This window comes from Mesorhizobium sp. B2-6-4 (assembly GCF_006441495.1).
Taxonomy (GTDB): Bacteria; Pseudomonadota; Alphaproteobacteria; order Rhizobiales; family Rhizobiaceae; genus Mesorhizobium.
In genome coordinates this window covers 226,899-243,249 of record NZ_VFUE01000004.1, presented here as the reverse complement: position 1 = coordinate 243,249, position 16,351 = coordinate 226,899, and the positions used below count along the sequence as shown (strand labels likewise).

General features: G+C 58.5%; 15 protein-coding genes. 7 read left to right on the top strand and 8 right to left on the bottom strand.

Going from position 1 to position 16,351, the window contains the following annotated elements:
- Positions 1 to 96 precede the first annotated feature (96 nt).
- The 4 genes from FJ426_RS07775 to FJ426_RS07760 all read left to right on the top strand — a co-directional run bounded on the left by FJ426_RS07775 (position 97) and on the right by FJ426_RS07760 (position 3,722).
- Entirely contained in the window at positions 97 to 1,629 is a 1,533-nt protein-coding gene (locus tag FJ426_RS07775; RefSeq protein WP_140825137.1) for an adenylate/guanylate cyclase domain-containing protein, read from the top strand.
- Between the two features lie 5 nt (positions 1,630 to 1,634).
- Positions 1,635 to 2,447, top strand: a complete 813-nt coding sequence (locus tag FJ426_RS07770) for an E2 domain-associated cysteine-rich protein (RefSeq protein ID WP_140825136.1) — start codon at positions 1,635 to 1,637, stop codon at positions 2,445 to 2,447.
- Positions 2,425 to 3,039, top strand: a complete 615-nt coding sequence (locus tag FJ426_RS07765; RefSeq protein ID WP_140825135.1) for a Pycsar system effector family protein — start codon at positions 2,425 to 2,427, stop codon at positions 3,037 to 3,039. The genes FJ426_RS07770 and FJ426_RS07765 overlap by 23 nt, the downstream gene beginning before the upstream one ends.
- A gap of 152 nt (positions 3,040 to 3,191) precedes the next feature.
- Positions 3,192 to 3,722 carry a nucleoside phosphorylase gene (locus FJ426_RS07760; protein WP_140825134.1) on the top strand — a complete coding sequence of 177 codons (531 nt, stop codon included), beginning with the start codon at positions 3,192 to 3,194 and terminating at the stop codon, positions 3,720 to 3,722.
- Positions 3,723 to 4,566: 844 nt separating this feature from the next.
- On the opposite strand, the gene FJ426_RS07755 is transcribed toward FJ426_RS07760, so the two are convergent.
- A complete protein-coding gene (locus FJ426_RS07755; protein ID WP_140825133.1) occupies positions 4,567 to 4,752 on the bottom strand; it encodes a hypothetical protein in 186 nt (61 codons plus the stop codon).
- Positions 4,753 to 4,974: 222 nt separating this feature from the next.
- Here FJ426_RS07755 and FJ426_RS07750 point away from each other — a divergent pair, with 222 nt between their 5' ends.
- The 3 genes from FJ426_RS07750 to FJ426_RS07740 all read left to right on the top strand — a co-directional run bounded on the left by FJ426_RS07750 (position 4,975) and on the right by FJ426_RS07740 (position 7,427).
- A complete protein-coding gene (locus FJ426_RS07750) occupies positions 4,975 to 5,832 on the top strand; it encodes a metallophosphoesterase (protein WP_181176930.1) in 858 nt (285 codons plus the stop codon).
- 208 nt (positions 5,833 to 6,040) lie between these two features.
- Positions 6,041 to 6,190 (top strand): hypothetical protein, encoded by a 150-nt coding sequence (locus tag FJ426_RS31285; RefSeq protein ID WP_181176929.1) that lies wholly within the window; start codon positions 6,041 to 6,043, stop codon positions 6,188 to 6,190.
- Positions 6,191 to 6,371: 181 nt separating this feature from the next.
- Positions 6,372 to 7,427 (top strand): 3'-5' exonuclease, encoded by a 1,056-nt coding sequence (locus tag FJ426_RS07740; RefSeq protein ID WP_140825130.1) that lies wholly within the window; start codon positions 6,372 to 6,374, stop codon positions 7,425 to 7,427.
- 424 nt (positions 7,428 to 7,851) lie between these two features.
- Here the strand turns inward: FJ426_RS07740 and FJ426_RS07735 are convergent, their stop codons facing one another.
- The 7 genes from FJ426_RS07735 to FJ426_RS07705 form a co-directional block, all read right to left on the bottom strand.
- Positions 7,852 to 8,796 (bottom strand): hypothetical protein, encoded by a 945-nt coding sequence (locus tag FJ426_RS07735; RefSeq protein WP_140825129.1) that lies wholly within the window; start codon positions 8,794 to 8,796, stop codon positions 7,852 to 7,854.
- A 62-nt stretch (positions 8,797 to 8,858) separates the two neighbouring features.
- Complete coding sequence (locus FJ426_RS07730) at positions 8,859 to 9,440, bottom strand: hypothetical protein (protein ID WP_140825128.1); 582 nt, start codon at positions 9,438 to 9,440, stop codon at positions 8,859 to 8,861.
- A 69-nt stretch (positions 9,441 to 9,509) separates the two neighbouring features.
- Complete coding sequence (locus tag FJ426_RS07725; protein ID WP_140825127.1) at positions 9,510 to 10,436, bottom strand: DUF4238 domain-containing protein; 927 nt, start codon at positions 10,434 to 10,436, stop codon at positions 9,510 to 9,512.
- A gap of 9 nt (positions 10,437 to 10,445) precedes the next feature.
- Positions 10,446 to 12,152 carry a UvrD-helicase domain-containing protein gene (locus tag FJ426_RS07720; RefSeq protein WP_140825126.1) on the bottom strand — a complete coding sequence of 569 codons (1,707 nt, stop codon included), beginning with the start codon at positions 12,150 to 12,152 and terminating at the stop codon, positions 10,446 to 10,448.
- Between the two features lie 5 nt (positions 12,153 to 12,157).
- On the bottom strand, positions 12,158 to 13,939 hold the full coding sequence (locus tag FJ426_RS07715; protein WP_140825125.1) for an AAA family ATPase: 1,782 nt from the start codon (positions 13,937 to 13,939) through the stop codon (positions 12,158 to 12,160).
- Between the two features lie 466 nt (positions 13,940 to 14,405).
- A complete protein-coding gene (locus FJ426_RS07710; protein WP_181176928.1) occupies positions 14,406 to 15,293 on the bottom strand; it encodes a BRCT domain-containing protein in 888 nt (295 codons plus the stop codon).
- A 465-nt stretch (positions 15,294 to 15,758) separates the two neighbouring features.
- Positions 15,759 to 16,346 (bottom strand): hypothetical protein, encoded by a 588-nt coding sequence (locus tag FJ426_RS07705; protein WP_140825123.1) that lies wholly within the window; start codon positions 16,344 to 16,346, stop codon positions 15,759 to 15,761.
- Between the last annotated feature and the right edge of the window lie 5 nt (positions 16,347 to 16,351).

The following is a 16,351-nucleotide window of genomic DNA, read 5'->3' as shown; positions in this document are numbered from 1 at the left end:
GCGTCGTCGCCGTCCGACCTCCCGGTCATCTCACCTGATTCATTGCGAAGTAGCTGGGCGATCCCAAGCGCCCTTTGTCGATAGGAGTAGGTAGGTATGTCGAACAACTGGAAATATGATCGCGCCAAGGACGCGATCGACTCCCGCATTAAGGAAGTCGAGTCCGTGACCGTCGTGGACTACAAGCGGGACACGTCGCTGAAATCGATACCGACAAACAAGGCGTACCGCATGGATGCGGTTCACCTCTATGTCGACATCCTGAACCTGAAAGGCATGCTGGAAAGCACGCAATCTGAAGGCGAAACCTGCCATAAGCGAACGCTGCGCTTCCTCAATCTGCATTATCGGGCCGTCCATCGCATCTTGGCCGCATCCGACGCAATTCGCGTAGACTTCCATAACCAGCGGCTCCACGCCGTCGTCGCCAAGCCTTATGGCGGCGACGCGGAAGGAGATCGCGTCAACCGTGCTGTCGCCATCGCGCAGCTGATCAGCGACGTCCTGCTCGAGACTGGCGATGACGACGAGAACATTCCGGCAGCTGAGGTTCGAATTGGCATCGACAGTGGCCGGGCGCTAGCCGTTAACAATGGTCGGAGCGGCAACCGCGAACCGCTGTTCCTGGGGCGCCCCGCCAACATGGCAGCGAAGATCGCATCGAACGGGAGCGACATCGGCATATATCTGAGCAACGAGGCGAGGAAGGCAATCGGGCTTGAGGAGCTTGACGACGAAGACGTCCCGCTCACACCGCTCACCGAGGCCGAGATCGAGGATTGCCAGAACACCGCCAACCTTGGACTGAGCAAAGACTCCGTGGTGTCCGACTGGCGTGTTGACAACAAGAATAACCCGATCGGCGCCTTCGCGTTCACCCGGGCGACTCCTCCTTTGCGCGACCTTGATATTTCGGCTCTTACGCCTGGAAACTCGAAGCGGATGGACACGGTTTCGGTGTACGCCGATATTGACAATTTCACGGCGTATGTCGACGCGCATATCGATGACGATCCGGAAGACGTCGTCCGCTGTCTCCACGTCATCCGTTCGGAACTCGACCGGGTCCTTTCCTCCGATTTCTCTGGGCGGCGTATTCGCTTCATCGGCGATTGCATCCACGGCCACGTGATGGAGGGAACGGCCTACCACACGTACACCGAGGATACGGTCTCTACCTCGGCCCTGTGTGCCGGAGGATTGCGCAGCAGCTTCGATCTGGCGCTCGAAAGGCTTGGAGCTAATGACGTCGACACCGACGATCTCGGGCTAGCCATAGGCTTCGAATTCGGCCCGACAGCGATTACACGACTTGGCATACAGGGCGAACGTGTTCGCTGCTCCACAGGTCGCGCCGTTCTCGATTCAGAAGCCGAGCAGAAGCGCTGCAATGGCGAGCAAACCGCGATCGGAAAGGCAGCGTATGATGCTGGCCCGGAATCTGTACGGACACTCTTCGGGACAACGCGCCGGAAATCCGGGCTGACCTACGACGTGGTGCTTGAGGCGCTCACGGCCGAAGGCGACAAGGTGGCCAAAGCAGCGCATGCCGCCGCTTATGCCGCGAAGAGCCCGGCGATTGCCAGGGCTGCCGAGGAACCGTTCCGCCCACACTCGGAGGGGCGCTGACGGCAATGTCGGCCCTCGCCCTTCTGACCGAAACTGCGCGCGACAATCACTCGGATCTGTTGAGCCTGAACGACAATGTTGCGATCTTTGCCGTTCAGCCGGTCAACGCGTCCGGCGCACCCGCAACCCGGTTTCTTATCAAGGTCATCGATACCGGAGACAAGATAGTCGCAAAGGAGGCAAAAAACGAACACCTCCCGTCCTTCTGTCCGGAGCGCCACATCAACTTTGACGGCACGTTCTGTCTCTATTGGGCGGAGGCAGAGCCGCATGAAATCAGCGACGCGGAGGCCGCCGGGCGATGGTGGGGGAAGCTGCTCATCTTTCTTCTGAGGCAACGCACGGCGGCAGCGCTTCGCAGTTGGCCCGGAAAAGGCGAGGCACGCGCTCACGGACCCGAAGCCGCGAAGTACCAAGCGGTGGCTGAAGCAAGCACCTTAAGGTTCGGTGGGGCTTTCGAGAAGGCATTGAAGGAAGGGCGCCTAACGACATTGCGAAGGAGGCTTGGCGGCCAAGATCGATTGCGGCTACTGCTCGACGGCAGGAAGCTGCTTACAGTCGACATGGAGAGCGGCCGAGTGATGACTCGGCGCCAGAGGTGCAAGTGTGACCGAGGAAACACCCGCGGATTGCCGCTGTTGGCATGCTCCGACCATGCGCAGGTGTTTGCCGACCTCGCGGCGGCGCTTGAAGGCTGGCGCCTAGCCGAGGCAAGATTCTTCGACAGTTTCAAGGATACACCCTTCAAGTGCTGCGGAACGATGGACGAGTGTCCCCTCCGGGACCTCGTCGGCAATGAACTGGCAGAAGCCGCATAGGATTGCGATGGCTAAGAACGATCAGCAGGAAAGCTATGAAAAGGCCTTAGCTGCCAACCACGGACGAATGATGGACCTCGTAAAATTCGCGGAAGCCAAGAACGCCGCACTGCTGACGTTTTGCTCCGTTTGGATGGGATCCATTATCGGAATCCTTCGTTCCACGGATGAGCCCCCAATGGGGTTTCGGACTGCCTTCATGGTGGCGTTACCGCTGCTGGCAGTGGCAGCGGTGGTGACGCTCACGTCCTTCCTTCCACGATTGCTGCATCATCTTCACCCTGAACGGAAGGAAACTAGCAACCTTCTTTATTTCGGCGACATCGCATCCTTGGGGATAGAGGATTTCGGTCCGGCCGCCAGACAACGGTACTACCCTGCAGAAGGCCAATCCGTCACCGAGGAATATCTGGATGACCTCGCGGTTCAGGCAGCAGTGCAAGCACGCATCGCTAATCGCAAATTTAACACCTTCAACGCAGCCGGCCGCTTGGTCCTGGCTTCGTTTATCTGCATGGCAGTTCCCCCGGTTGTCTGGGCTGTCGAGGTCGTGTGGGAAGCCGGCCGGAACTGGGTGTCCTTTCTCCACTAAGCTACGGGCTCGTCAGCGCTTGTGTCGAAGCCGCAGCCCTGGGTAGTTTCGATGGGTCTTGGTCGGAAAGCCCCTGGCAAAGCTGCAAAGAAGTCGACACGCCCAAGGCTCGCCGATAACTTGAGACTTGAGGCAATGGAGGGAGGACATCGGTGGAAAGGGCTTCACGCTTATTTGCCGCAGCTTTCCGTGGTTTTGCGCTAGCCGCCATCCTTCCCGTGACGGTGGCTCGCGCCGATTGGCAATTCACCAGATGGGGGCAGTCGCCAGACGAGGTTTTGAAATCGAGCAAGATCGCATTGAGCCAATCGACGCCGGAGGACCAAGCTGGGCACGCTATCTCGCTAATCCGCGGCGCCGCGCTTCTGAATGGCATCTACGCGGCTCCGGAATTCAAGGCCCCGTTCTGGCTATACTTTGCCGACAACAAGTTAAGCGGTGTCTACCTTGAGATTGCCGATGGCGAAACCGCTTCGCTCATCGGAGGCCGACTTTCGAATCAATACGGAGCGCCAGCCGAGAAGAACAGTGGCTCCCAAGGTGACTGCAAGTATTCAGCCAAGACATGGAACGACGCGGACCGAGGAAACCGGGTGCATTTCTCGCGGGACGTTTGCGACAGCGGCTTCCATAATTTCGTACTGATCTACACCCCAATCGAACAACCAGACAGCAGACTCTAGAACAGCGATCAAGCCGATGCAGCCGTCAGCATCGCCATCTACGGCCGCTTCCTGGGCTTCAGCTGCCTGATGTCGCTCATGCACGGTGCGTCAAACAGCATAACTTTACGTCAAACCTCAAAGAGAAGATGGCGACTGTTCTCCCTTGGACCCGGAACACGGCAACAGAATAATCGGCCTGCCCTGACGGCAGCCGTTTACGGAAGACGTCGACCAGGTTCTCGTTGTGATCGCTGCCTCCACCTCGATCAACAAGATCAAGGACCATCAGCGCGCAGAACCTCACGCTTGTCCCCTGATAGGAAACCGTCCGGGTGGCGCAGCCAGACGTCGATCGCGAGTGCGCGCTTCTCGCCCAAAAAACTCGGTCCCAGCCGTCCTGTGGCGTCTCCATTGGAATGCTGCCGAGCACGAGAACGAACAGCAGCCGCAACGCCTGTGGCGACTTCTTCGCGAGGCTTAGATTGACGCTCTATCTCCCCGGGTGGAAGCATCAAGGTCATGCGCAAATGCAGACGAGAGACTGTTTTATCCGGCTGAGGCGAAATACCCGGACCCCATTCCGACGACCAACGACTTTCGAGTGCCGAGCCGGCTGGGAACGGGCTCTGGATCAATACTTCTGAGAGGTAACTCAGGCGCCCATGCCCCGAAGGCGACCTTCGCAGACCTAATCCTGAATGGCTGCTTTACGCCTGATATCGGCCGTAGCGGGTACCTTTTGCAGTTGCCTGAAACCTGACGTTCCAATCGCTGTGAGCGAAACGGTGACCTAGCGACGCGGTGGAGCGGTCGTGCCGCGGACCACCAGACGCGGGCCATCAAGCCGTTCTCGTGGCCTGTCTCAGATGCCGCCCGGACTGGCGGAAGCGGATTCGTGTTCAGCGCCCTCGTGCTGTTCATCGAACGCCTTCAACAGGGCCAAGGCCTCCGCAAATGGCATGGGCCCGTTAACTACCAGACTCTCGTTTATGGCGATTGCCACCTTTCGGTGGCGGTCTTCCAGATAGGCTTCTTCGCGTAACTTCATTCGCGCGCGAACCTCCGCCATTGGTTGCCGCGCATTGCTCATCTGCTGCCACGTCCCATATCGTGATCGTCAAGCATATTGAGCATGGAAAGATGAACACCCGGTTCCGGGGCGGCCGCTGCTGAGTCAGCTCGCCTGGACTGTTCATCCGTATGGCCATCGAAGCGAATTTAAGAGAAAACCAATGACCTGTCGGTAAGCGTCGCTCCGAAAGGAACCCGCTTGCCTCATACCACCTACGCCATCGGCGACGTCCACGGTCGGACCGATCTCCTAGAATCCCTGCTTGCTGCGATCGCTGGAGACGCAGATGCGTCCGGTGTCGAACCTCGGGTGCTGTTCCTCGGCGATATCGTCGATCGCGGCCCTTGCAGCCGTGAAGCGATGGATCTCGTCTGCGACACCCTCGCTCGGTGGCCACTGTCACGGCTGATCCGGGGCAACCACGACGCCTATTTCCTGGACTTCATGACCGCCGACCATGTTGACGAGCAGAGGTTCGAGAGATGGCTGATGCGGATCGGCGGCTACCAGACGATGGAGTCCTATGGCCTCCTGTCCGTTGGTAGGATCCGGGATGCCGCGACGATCTTTCGCGCCAACCATCCGCATCACCTGCAGGCGCTGACGGATGCTTCACCGATCGTCGTCGACGATCGCTTCGCTTATGTTCATGCAGGAATCGATCCTTCCCGTTCCATCGGAGACCAGGCTCCAAAGGACTTGATGATGATCCGGGACAGGTTCCTCGATCATGAGGGGCAGCTGTCGCACATCATCGTGCACGGCCACACCCCGACGTCGGACAGCATGCCGGACTCGAGGCCATACCGGATCGCCATAGACACGGGTGCCTATGCCTCTGGCCGGCTGACCTGTCTGGCGATATCCGCCGATGAACGGAACCTTCACTTCCTGTTTGCTACGGCTTCGGGCGCAAGCATCGAGGTCACGTTGGACAGGCAGACGAATGACCGATTTTATCCGGCTGAAAGCGAAATATCCGGACCTCATTCCGAGGACGATGACATTCCAGTGCGGTGTCGGCTGGGAACGGGTTCTGGATCAATATTTCGGTGAGATAGCCCAGGCATTGCCTGTGGGCACTCGACTGAACCTCGATCGGGTTTTTGAGAAGTACGGGAGCTTGAGGATCGAAGCTACGGCAGCGGGCATTGTCACCCCCGAGATTAGGCTGGCGCTGGACAAGGCAGAGGTACTCGCAGACTCGCGCTCCTATCGATTCTGCGAGTCTTGCGGCAAGCCGGGAAGTCTTCGCGACAAGCAAATGCTATACGTCGCATGTGAAGACCATGCTGACGGAGCGGCGGCCCTGCCGCCAGACGAGGGCGGGGTCAAGCTGGACGGAATTGCCTACGAGTACGATGAAGAGGCCGACGATCTGGTCGTCGTCAAGGTGGAGCGCGAAGGCGACTAGGGCCATCCGGACTGTTGGCATCTCCCCCGAGAGGCATCCGGCCTTTCGGCCCGTCTGCAATGCGACCGACAAATTAAAATACTGTCCGAAGGTTCCCCATCAATCGTCTGCAGCCGGCGCTGAAGGGGTGACTTGCACCATTCGGTGATTTCCCTGATGCTCCTGCGCGGGGGACCAGATTATGCAGCTACCAGAGCGCCTGCTGTTCGTTGATGTAGAGACGACAGGGTTTTTCAGCTCCGATCGTGTTGTCAGCCTCGGTCTAGTGCAGCTTAGAACGGCCTCGTTACCTTCCGGAAAACTCGATCTACAGCTGGGGCACTATATCTTCGATCCCGGCAGGAAAAGTCATCCTCGCGCCGAAGAGGTTCACGGTTATTCCGATTGGCTTCTAAGACATCAAGATCCCTTCGACATGCACGCTGCCGACATTAGGCAGCTATTTGAGGAGAGCGGAGTGATCGCTGCTCACAATGCCAGTTTTGATCAACGTTTTGTCGAAGCCGAATTTGAGCTTGCCGGAGCGCCGCTCTCCAGGCGGCCATTCTTCTGCACCATGCAGGATTTTCGCCAGAAGATCGGCGGGCGCTCCGGGCTCAACGCCGTGCTGGCCCAAATCGGTCTGGCTCGGGCGGACAAGACGCATGGAGCGTTTGAGGACGCATGGATGGCCATGGAGGTCTTCCTGTGGCTCCAGGGCCTTCCCCGGCCATCCGCCGGCGCAATGCCAGCCTATATGCCGACAAACCTCAGAGAGGCCCCTCCCTTGCCGGATGGTGCCCTGCCGCGCCGAAAGCGAAGAACTACACCAACGCCTAGTGCGACAATCATACTGGAGAAGCCAATCCCTGCTCCAGTCATTTCAGTCGAGATCAGATCGAAGCTGATGACCGCCACGCGTGCGACAGCCGTGTTGATGATGTGGATCGCAAGATCGGATGGGATCGTCGATCCCGAGATCGATGCACTTGCGGCCATGGTTGGAGCGACAATGGACCGGCTGGCGATTCCTCCCGATCCTATCCTTCAGAATGACACAGCCGCGGCGCTTTCCGAGATTGAGCCGTCCCCGGAGATGGTTGACGTTGCCGCCAGGCAGATTGTCGGCGACGCGTCGGCGCTTGACAGCCTCGGGTATTGGCTGAAGTTCGTAACCTATGCCGACGGAAAAGGTACAGAGCATGAGAGGCTCGCTATCGCCCGGATCACCGAAGCCTTCTTGAGAGCCAGGCGCTGAAGGCCTGCGTCCAGGGAATAGAAAGACACCTGCCAGGAAAACAGCGCGAGCGTTATTGCTTTCGTCGAGCCCGCAGGGAAACGGGCCTATAGCAGCGGTAAAGGCCGTCAACATACCGGCGAAAAGTTCGCCTCGCTAAGTGCCAACGAACACCATGGATTGACCCGCTACGGTGATCGGAGGACTTATGACCGCACGGCAGAAATGCGCCTCATGTCAGCCGTAGAAGCAAATTTTGCTTCCACCTGGAAGCTGACATCAGTAGGCCGAAGGTCGCGCTAGGCACAATTGCCGCAATTTCTTTCGCGGCCAGGCGACGGCAAAGTCTCGAGAGCGGCCGTTCCTAGCGGCGCTTCGTTCAGCTCCTTAGCTGCGGGTGTAAGGTGCGGTCAAATGACGTGGACGGCAGGAGATCATCAGGGCTTCACGCAGGGACATCTACGACAACGGAAATCTCTTCAGGCGGTGCTGTTCGGCCCTCAATCCGATCAAGCTGGTAGGTACTCTCGTCGAGAATCTGGGCGACATATTCATCATGTGCGGGAAGAAACCCGACCGGAATTGAATGTTTAGCTCCGGGATTGTGAACTGCGACCATCTTTGCAGGCCGATCCAGAAGTGTGAATTCATCAATGTCGGTTGCCCAAATCGCGCTGATCGGAGCGAATTTCGCATCGAGGAAGGTATCCGCCGGAACAGGTAGTCCTTTGGGCTTGTGAATTTCATAGCGGCGCTGGTGTTCCGGCTCTGAGGCTTCAAGCGTCTCACGGTCAAAGCGTACTTGAAGTGGGCCGACAGCCAAGGTCGCCTCCACCGCAAACGGGAATTGGCTGATTCCGTAAAGCGCATCGAACGCGCCATCATACCCCCTCATGAGCCGGCCATTGACCGCGATCACGTAACAGTCTTCTGGCGCTACAACGCCACTTGCCACATAACCGGCATTACCGAGCAACACGTCGGCCTTCGCCTTGATCGCTGCAGTCCAGCGCAGAAGGATTTCTTGATGAGGAAAATCGCGCACGCCATTATCCGCCGGGGCGAGCCACGCCGCGGGGACATTTGCGGGCGTCGGCGTGACAACCTCGATCCAGATTCGTCGACCATTATCGTCGATCCGGAAGTCTGGTCCTGCGGCTTGGTGTGAGAATTTGATGCCAGCCACCGTTAGCTGTTGGGCAAGCAAAACCTCAGAAAGTTGTTGCCAATAAATATGGAGATCGGCTGAGCTAAGCCGCTGTTCGGCGTTTCCGTCGCCATAGCCGTTCGCCAGATACTCTTCACACACGCTGATAAGCCGCTCGCGCATGGCGGGAACGAGTCCGCCGGTATGGGGATAGCGCTGCTCAATGGCGTCTCGTAGTGGCATAGCGATCACCCCGCGGTAGCGATTAACAATACACTTGAGCCGGTTAGCCGGCGTTCCGCTTATCAAAAGATCTGTTTTCCAAGGCTTTGCGAACCCGGAAACTGCCAACCCATATGGCTCACAGAATTTATTACAGCGCAGGCGAGTTCAACGACGTGCTGGCGAACCTGATCGAGATAGGCAACATCGATCGGCGTTTCGAAGACACGATTCTTGCGGTCAACGTAGTGTGGGATTGATCGGCCTACGGCGTCCGGCACGCGCCACGACCCATGGCACAGCACATTGCGCAGCTCGGCGGCTTTCCGCAGATCGTCGAGAAGATCCTGAAGGTTGCTAAGTGTCGCATCAGGATGCTGGCGCACGGCCTTGCCGTAAACGTCAATTAGACCTCCCAAGGGATCGCTGAGCGCCTTTTGCAAGGTTGACAGCCACTTCTCGAACTCCGCCTCGATCTTGTCCGCAGGAATCTCGCGGGTGCCCGTGAACGCGAAAATCGCTTTAGCGATCGTCTCCTCGAGAAAGCCAAAAGTCGCGACAGTGCGCCCTAGTGCCTCCCAGAAGGCTCCTGCATGACGATTCGTGGGGAAGTTTTTGGGGAGTACGTCCTGATTGATGATTGAGCGTCTTACGTCAGAGGGCATGCTGTGGACCTTAGTTGAGAATTATGAGCTTGGCGCCTTTCGGCAATCGAAAGTGTCCGGGGCTGCGGCTCAGGTTTTACGGCCATCCGGCAGCAGACCGCTCCCAACCTGTGACCTCAGCCGTCCCAATTCCGTTTGCTCGCCGACGATCCAGCGTCGCGAGCGGGCGGCGCTCTCGAGATTAAGATTTGTGACGTCATGATCTGCCGCCGAGACCGACAAAATGTCCGGCTTCGGGCTGTCGGATGGCGTGAGATACAAGGCCGCGCCGCGAGACAGGGGCGCCGAAAGGCTTTGCACGTCTCCTCTGTTGTAAAGCACCCCTGCGTCACCCAGGATGAAACGATCCGAAGGGTCTGTTTTCAGAGTCCAGTCGAGGCCCAGCAGCTTGTCGCGAATGATTGTGCGACCATCGGGGCTTCGCACTGCATCGGTGAACGGAAGCTCGGGCAAACCTTCGGTCGCATCAAGTGCGATAATGATGAGTTCCAGCGCATCCTCGGCGCCCCGCAGGCCTAGGGAGCGAATATGCTCGAATTCGTCCTTAGTGACGAAGGTGCCAGGATATTTGGCCTCCCACCACTGACGGAACGCATCAAAGTCGGGGACGTCGAACACCTCTAACAAGCTCAAGGTCAGGTCTTGGGCCCTCGGATTATATGACGTTACGACATCCGGGTCGCGCAGAACCTGGGTGGCGAGAAACGAGGCAAGCTCTTCCTTTGCGGACTGTGAACGATCGCCTTTTAGTACGCGGTCGAATATTGAGCTGCCCTCGGAGTCGATCCTGTTGAGGTCGACGGTCTCCAGGGTCGTATCGTCGGCACCCGACGGTTGCAGCGTGTACAGATTGAAGATCTGCATCAGTTGTTTCGAGGAGCGCTCGCTGATCCGCCCGGTGTCGTGATCATAGGCCCAGAGCCTGCCGTCAGCGCCAGCGAAGCGACGTATCCAGAATTGTGGGACAAAGTGATGCTTGCGCGGCTTGTCGGTCACGGTCTTTCCTCAGGGAAGGAGATGGCACGGTTGGATTTCAGGCGTCATGATGGTCACTGCGCGCCGAGCGCGGGTGGCGGCGACGTGGAGGTTGAAGCGGGCAGACCGCTCGCCATCGGCGCCGGGTCGTTGGACGTAGCGCGAGAACAGGCCTTCGAAGACGATCACCTCGTCGAATTCCTTTCCTTTAGCCTTGTGGATGGTCATCACGGTGACGCCCTGTTGTGGGCGGGTGGTCGCCGCGAATTGGTCGTCAACAACGGCCGCGGCGAGCAAGGCGCGGGCGTTGTTGTAGCTCCCATGGGTACGCCAAGCCTCCGCGAACTTCGATTCGATTTGGGCTCCGCGCCTTAGAAGCCGCATATGGCGGGCTTCCTTCGCGATGGCCTTGAACTCAGCTCGGTCGCTCGCATCGAGCTGGGTGCGGATGGCGCGCCAATCCGTCATGGGATCTCCGGTCAGCTGGACGGCCGCAACGTTGGTCAAGAGGCTTCGAACGCCCGGACCGATACCGCGAGCCCCGAGCGCGTCCAGACCCCGGGCACGAGCGGCCTGGGCCATTTCCCCGTACCGGCGCGCCTTTCGAATCGCCGTCGCAGAAGCCTCGTCGGTACGCCCGAGTTCGAATGCGGCCAAGCCGTCCAGTATCGCGGCGGCATGGTTTTGATCGCTTGGGCGCGGCTCCATTAGAAGAGCAATCAAGTCCGCGGCGAGCATTGGACCCTCGGCCGCGACCAGAATGTCCACCGGATATGCAGGAAGGCCATTGGCTGCATCGGCCATGTAATCGAATACGCTCACCGCCAGGACGTTCGCTGGCACGAGAACCGCAAGAGACCAATCGGCGTTACGGCGTAGCCGGCCGACGCCTCTGAGGATTTCTTGTTTCAGCGGCCGAAGGCTGCGGCCGCGATATCGGGAGACGGCGACACCTGTATAGGCGGCAGCCGTGTATTCACCCGCGATGATGTCATTGGCGAACTGCGCGATCGCCGTGCCTGGACTTCGATTGTTCTCGCCGGCGAAATCAAAGAGCGTGGGGTTGAAGGTCTCGATGAATTCATCGAACCGGCGCGGGTGTGCGCCCTTGAAGTCGTAAATCCTCTGCTTGGGATCCCCTAGCGCGATGAGGCGGCTGTGCTGTCCGAGTTGGCTGATCATCTGCCACTCTTCGGTATTTGTGTCCTGAAATTCGTCGACGATGATCAGGGGATAGGCTCTAGCGTAAGCCCTCGCTAGCGTCGGAACTGCCCGGAATAGCTCGGTCAGTAGGGTCGGGAAGAGATCGAAGGCAACCAAGCCGTTAGTGCTGAACAGCTCTCGTTGCCGAGCTGGTCGGGCATTGGCATCCAGACCCGCGAGGTGCGCCCGGGCCTGCGCCGGGAGAAGCAGAGACACTCCCTGTTTGGCGCATAAGAGATAGCCGTGGCTCTTCAATATCGTCCAGGCGAAGCCGTGATAAGTGTTGATCTCGATGCGTGACATTAGTCCGCGGGGCAGCGTGGCGGTCGCCTGTTCGGCAACGCGTGCCACAGTCGCTCTCGCGAAGCTGAGGAAAAGAGCCTTTCCCCACGGCCCCATTCGAGCTCCATCGAGATCAGCACATGCCTTGGCAAGCGCGATGGTGGTTTTGCCCGATCCAGCGCCACCCCGAACCAGAATGTTGCCCTCTGTGCGGAGCAGACGTTGTCTCTGTTCGCATAGGACCAACGCCACTGCGATCACCCGAAGATATTGGCTGGTGCTGGCGGCATTGGCGGAGGGGGCGCGGCCAGATTCTTCAGCGCCGTGATGACACCCAACATTGTTTGCGGAAAATGCCAGACCTGACACTGATCGAAGAAGACGGTCAGATAGTCGTCCCCCTTCTTATGCTTGAACAAGGCCATGAAGGCTGCGCGGTAGGTCTCATCTGGCGATCCTTGGGGCGGCACGAGATTATTTAGAGCCTGGGGCCATTCACCGGCGCCGACGAAGAAGCGCACGAACCAGGCTTGCATCTGAACCGATACTTCGGCTGCAAGAAGGTGTTCAAAGCCCGCATAAGGCTGTTCGAATGCCGCGTCACAGGACGCGACGATCGCTTGGCGTTCGGCTTGGGCTTGCTGATCGAAGATAGTGGCAACGGTCTTTCCCAGGCTTCGGAAGAACGCGGCGAATGAGGGAACCGCTGTCTGACCACCCGCGTCGAACGGAACCCACCCGAGCGTGTCCAGCCGCTGGTAGTTCGCTGGCGCAAGTTCAGCGGCTCGACGGGCGACTGCGCTGTAGGCGACGAGTTCGGTCTTACCCTCGACGACGATGACGCGACGTGCAAGGAGAGCCTCGCAAAAACGCGTACGAAAACCATCGCGGAACGTCTTGAGCTTCAGATTGTCGGGAAGCGCGATATTTGACGCGGTGAGAACCCCTGCTGCATTGCGGGTCATCACCATCATCTGTTCCGGCTGGAACTGCTCGATCACGTAGGGCGAGTGTGAAGTGAAGAGGGCTTGAGCGGCGATGCCTCTGACCTTGTCGACAACACGTTTTTGCACGTGGGGCGGAAGCGAGAGTTCGGGCTCCTCCATCGCAAAGATGACGCGACCGTTGCGACGCTCCGCGATGAGCCCCAGCATTGCTAACACCAGCGCATTGATTGTTCCTGACCCCTGATGCTGGAAGGGGGCTGCATAACCGGGTACGCCCGTCGCAAGGAAGGATTTCAGGACGCGCCGGAGATCCTCGCGCGTCAGTTCTGAGACGCGAAGATGAGGAGCATCGGCCCATTCACCCGGAACGATATCGCGCATGGCGTCGCGTATGGCGGTCAGGATGCGGCCGAATTCGGGGTCGTTGGCGCCTACGACATCGAGGTCGCGGAGCTGCCGTAGCAGCCCTTCCCACATGCGGGTACGGACCTCGTAGGTTTTGAGAATGATGTCCAGGAGCGAGCCACGCTCCATCGACAGCGCACGATTTCCGGTTCGTAGTGCGCGAAGGTGAAGAAACCCGAACTCACGTTTGTCACTGGATCGGCACTCGTTGATGGGCGCGCCGTCTTCGTGCCGCGGCACTGCGAACCATGTCTTGGCGGTGAAATCATCATTCTCGGGGTCGTAGTCACCTTCGAAGCGGATACGGACCGCGGGTTCTATCCCTGGCTGACCTAGGTTTGCGCCCTGGCCGGGCCCGAGGAGCGAGCGGTCGGCCTGCCGCCAGAACTCGAGATTGTTGCGGAACTTTGTGCAGTGCTGCTCATCGAGGTCCGCGATGACAACCTCAACCACGATGTGCTTTGGCGGCGCTCCTTCCACAGGCAGATAGTCACCGCCATAAAAGTCGTGCTCGTCGATGGCTTGAGTACGCGCCAATCGGTCGGGACCAATGGCGAGTTCTATCCCCTCGAATACTGTTGATTTACCCGTATTATTGTCACCAAGCAGGACAGATGTTCCAGAAAAATGGACCTCGGCCCGCTTAATTCCCCGAAAATTCTCGATATGAACGCGAGCGATTCGCACAATACCCCCCGAGGCCCCGCTTATTGTTCATCACACGCATAGCATCCTGCGCAAGCCATGTCTGCCGAAGCAAAGCCATCGAGCCGGCAATCACGCTCAATGGAACTCTCCATCTTGACGCCTCCGGGAAATAACTGTCTTGCCTCCCCAATATGCTGCCTTGGTCGGCGCCTCGCAGGTCCTTTTTTCGGGAGCGCTCACCCGTATCTGAATGTCTGAGATGAGGTCGTCCGCTGAACGACGGCTATCCGATAAGCGCTCGCCCGATTGCGGAAGGGCCGCTTGAACGAGCAGCAGCATTTCGACCATTGCGGACCTTAAGCCAGTAGTCAAAAGCGGCGTTCTCAGAGGACGACCGCCAGTGGACTGGTCTGGCTCTTTCAAGGACATCGAGGCGCATGTCCTTGACGGGCAAAGCCGCTCCAAACGGTCGTTCAGAACTGGATCGTCCGCTGAAAGAACCGTTCTAGAGGCCAAGCGCCTTTCGGAAAGTAAGCTCTTCCACGAAATGTATGCGGCCGCCACTCTCGCGAAGCTTCCGGGCTTCGATGATCTTAGTTCCCTGATGACTGTGAAGCCAATCGCGCGAAGCGATGGCGGCTACGATCAGGTAGTCGGTGCTGCGAGAGACGCTCCTGGAGACCATTCCTCCCCGCTCCACGATCCATCCTTCGATAATTTTTCTAGGCCCCAGGCTGAAGGTACCAGTCACTACAAATCCCGCGTTCTCGAACACCAACAAGCTCGCGTCTCTCAGAACTCCGTCTATGGATGGCGTGCTCCCGTACGTTGGTAGCCCGGTGTCTGCGCAGCTATCGCCGACCAATCGAACTATCCATTCGCCGATGTCTTCTTCTTCTTCCATCGACAGGTGCCCATCTGATATCGCCGCGACGGCCACCGCCTTCAAAGCCGCAATCCTGGCGTCCTCGAGGAGTTGGAAGTTCTGGTCGATGCGGTCGATCAGCTTTTCGACCTCCTTGATTTTCAGGCGATTGTCGCAGGCGATCCCAGCACAGAAGCCGAAGAACCTGTTGCAGCAGTCATTTGGGCTGCTCTCGGAGAACGGTCTCAACCGATAGTCGACGATTCCGGAGATGATTCCGAAAATTTCCCCGTGGTAGTCACTATATGCAGTGTCCAGGTCCTGGATAAGATCGGCAGCGTCGGCGTCACCAAAAAGCTGGAGGAACTGCTCAGCTTCTGCGCGGATCGAAGCGACCTCTAAGCTCTCAATGGATTCGCTGGCAAGAACCCCTTCAAGAAAACCCAGCCAGTATGCCTCGACCTTCCGGCGGTTGCTCTTGGCGTTTATTCGCCCAAGCTCAGATCCGCCGTACTTCAACTCTACCATCATCCCCTCCCTGAACAGCAGTTGAAACATATTGGCGACTGGCCCTCGGCGCAATGACATCAGTTCACAAGACCTAACTTGTCTCCAGATAGACATCGGGAAAGGCGACAGCATTCAGCCCGACCTGAACTCGCGCAAGCCAAGTCGTTCCTTTGCCATCGACGATGCGCAAAGGAACGACAATTGTGCAAGACATCTGCGGCCGGCTATGGCGTACTCAGGAACCGGGAACAGCTCGTTCGCGGCTCGATCGCAGACAAGGTCGATGATGGTCTTCATCGAACTGGACCCGGTCCGCACCTGACGGCCACGAAAATGAACTGGCAGCGTACGCAGCCCGGCCGTGGAGGCTTTGACGAACGCGCAGCAAGCGAATGGCTCAGCGGTCCGAAGCCGACTGAATCGGACCTGACAAACATGCCAGATATAGGACCCGCAGCGAGAACTGAACGCCTGATCGGCCGCCTAAACCACAGCCCATGCAGCAAGGGACAGACGCCCAATGTCTGCCACGGCGAGCCCCTGAAGCGAAAGCCCGGGAGTATCTTCTGCCTTAGGTGATACTGTCACCTTGAGTAAGCTGATCTTCCCGTCCATGAACGTGAAGGCGTGGTTGCCTGTAACCTCGAACCCGCGTTTGTCCCCGGTTCCGATCACCGTCGTCCAACCCACGGCCACGCGTTGACCACGGCTGTTCGTCCTGCTCTTCGATGTAGGCCGCCCTGGCACAAGTGTTCGCATGCGATTGACCTTCGTATCCACGACGCCGAGCGCGATCTCGGCAGCGAGAGCCGACGCCGAGGAGCTATCACCGACTAGGGATAGCGGCATTCCACAGGCTGCAACTCGATTTTTGTAGAGGACGTGGATCGCGTTCTTGCCCTTATAGGTGCCGGTGACGGGCGGTGCGCCCGCGAACTCGAATACTCCCTCGTCATCCCAGAGATCGACAAGCTTGTCGACAGCCTCTCGTTGTCCGTTGCGCAACTCCCGGATGTACTCAAAGTAGCGTGTGACAACGTCCTCTGGGTCGAATGTCATTTCCTGTACCATATTCC

Coding starts and splice junctions, on each gene's coding strand:
- FJ426_RS07775 (WP_140825137.1), top strand. CDS start 97: ATGTCGAACAACTGGAAATATGATCGCGCCAAGGACGCGATCGACTCC.
- FJ426_RS07770 (WP_140825136.1), top strand. CDS start 1,635: ATGTCGGCCCTCGCCCTTCTGACCGAAACTGCGCGCGACAATCACTCG.
- FJ426_RS07765 (WP_140825135.1), top strand. CDS start 2,425: ATGAACTGGCAGAAGCCGCATAGGATTGCGATGGCTAAGAACGATCAG.
- FJ426_RS07755 (WP_140825133.1), bottom strand. CDS start 4,752: ATGAAGTTACGCGAAGAAGCCTATCTGGAAGACCGCCACCGAAAGGTG.
- FJ426_RS31285 (WP_181176929.1), top strand. CDS start 6,041: ATGCTATACGTCGCATGTGAAGACCATGCTGACGGAGCGGCGGCCCTG.
- FJ426_RS07740 (WP_140825130.1), top strand. CDS start 6,372: ATGCAGCTACCAGAGCGCCTGCTGTTCGTTGATGTAGAGACGACAGGG.
- FJ426_RS07735 (WP_140825129.1), bottom strand. CDS start 8,796: ATGCCACTACGAGACGCCATTGAGCAGCGCTATCCCCATACCGGCGGA.
- FJ426_RS07730 (WP_140825128.1), bottom strand. CDS start 9,440: ATGCCCTCTGACGTAAGACGCTCAATCATCAATCAGGACGTACTCCCC.
- FJ426_RS07710 (WP_181176928.1), bottom strand. CDS start 15,293: ATGGTAGAGTTGAAGTACGGCGGATCTGAGCTTGGGCGAATAAACGCC.
- FJ426_RS07705 (WP_140825123.1), bottom strand. CDS start 16,346: ATGGTACAGGAAATGACATTCGACCCAGAGGACGTTGTCACACGCTAC.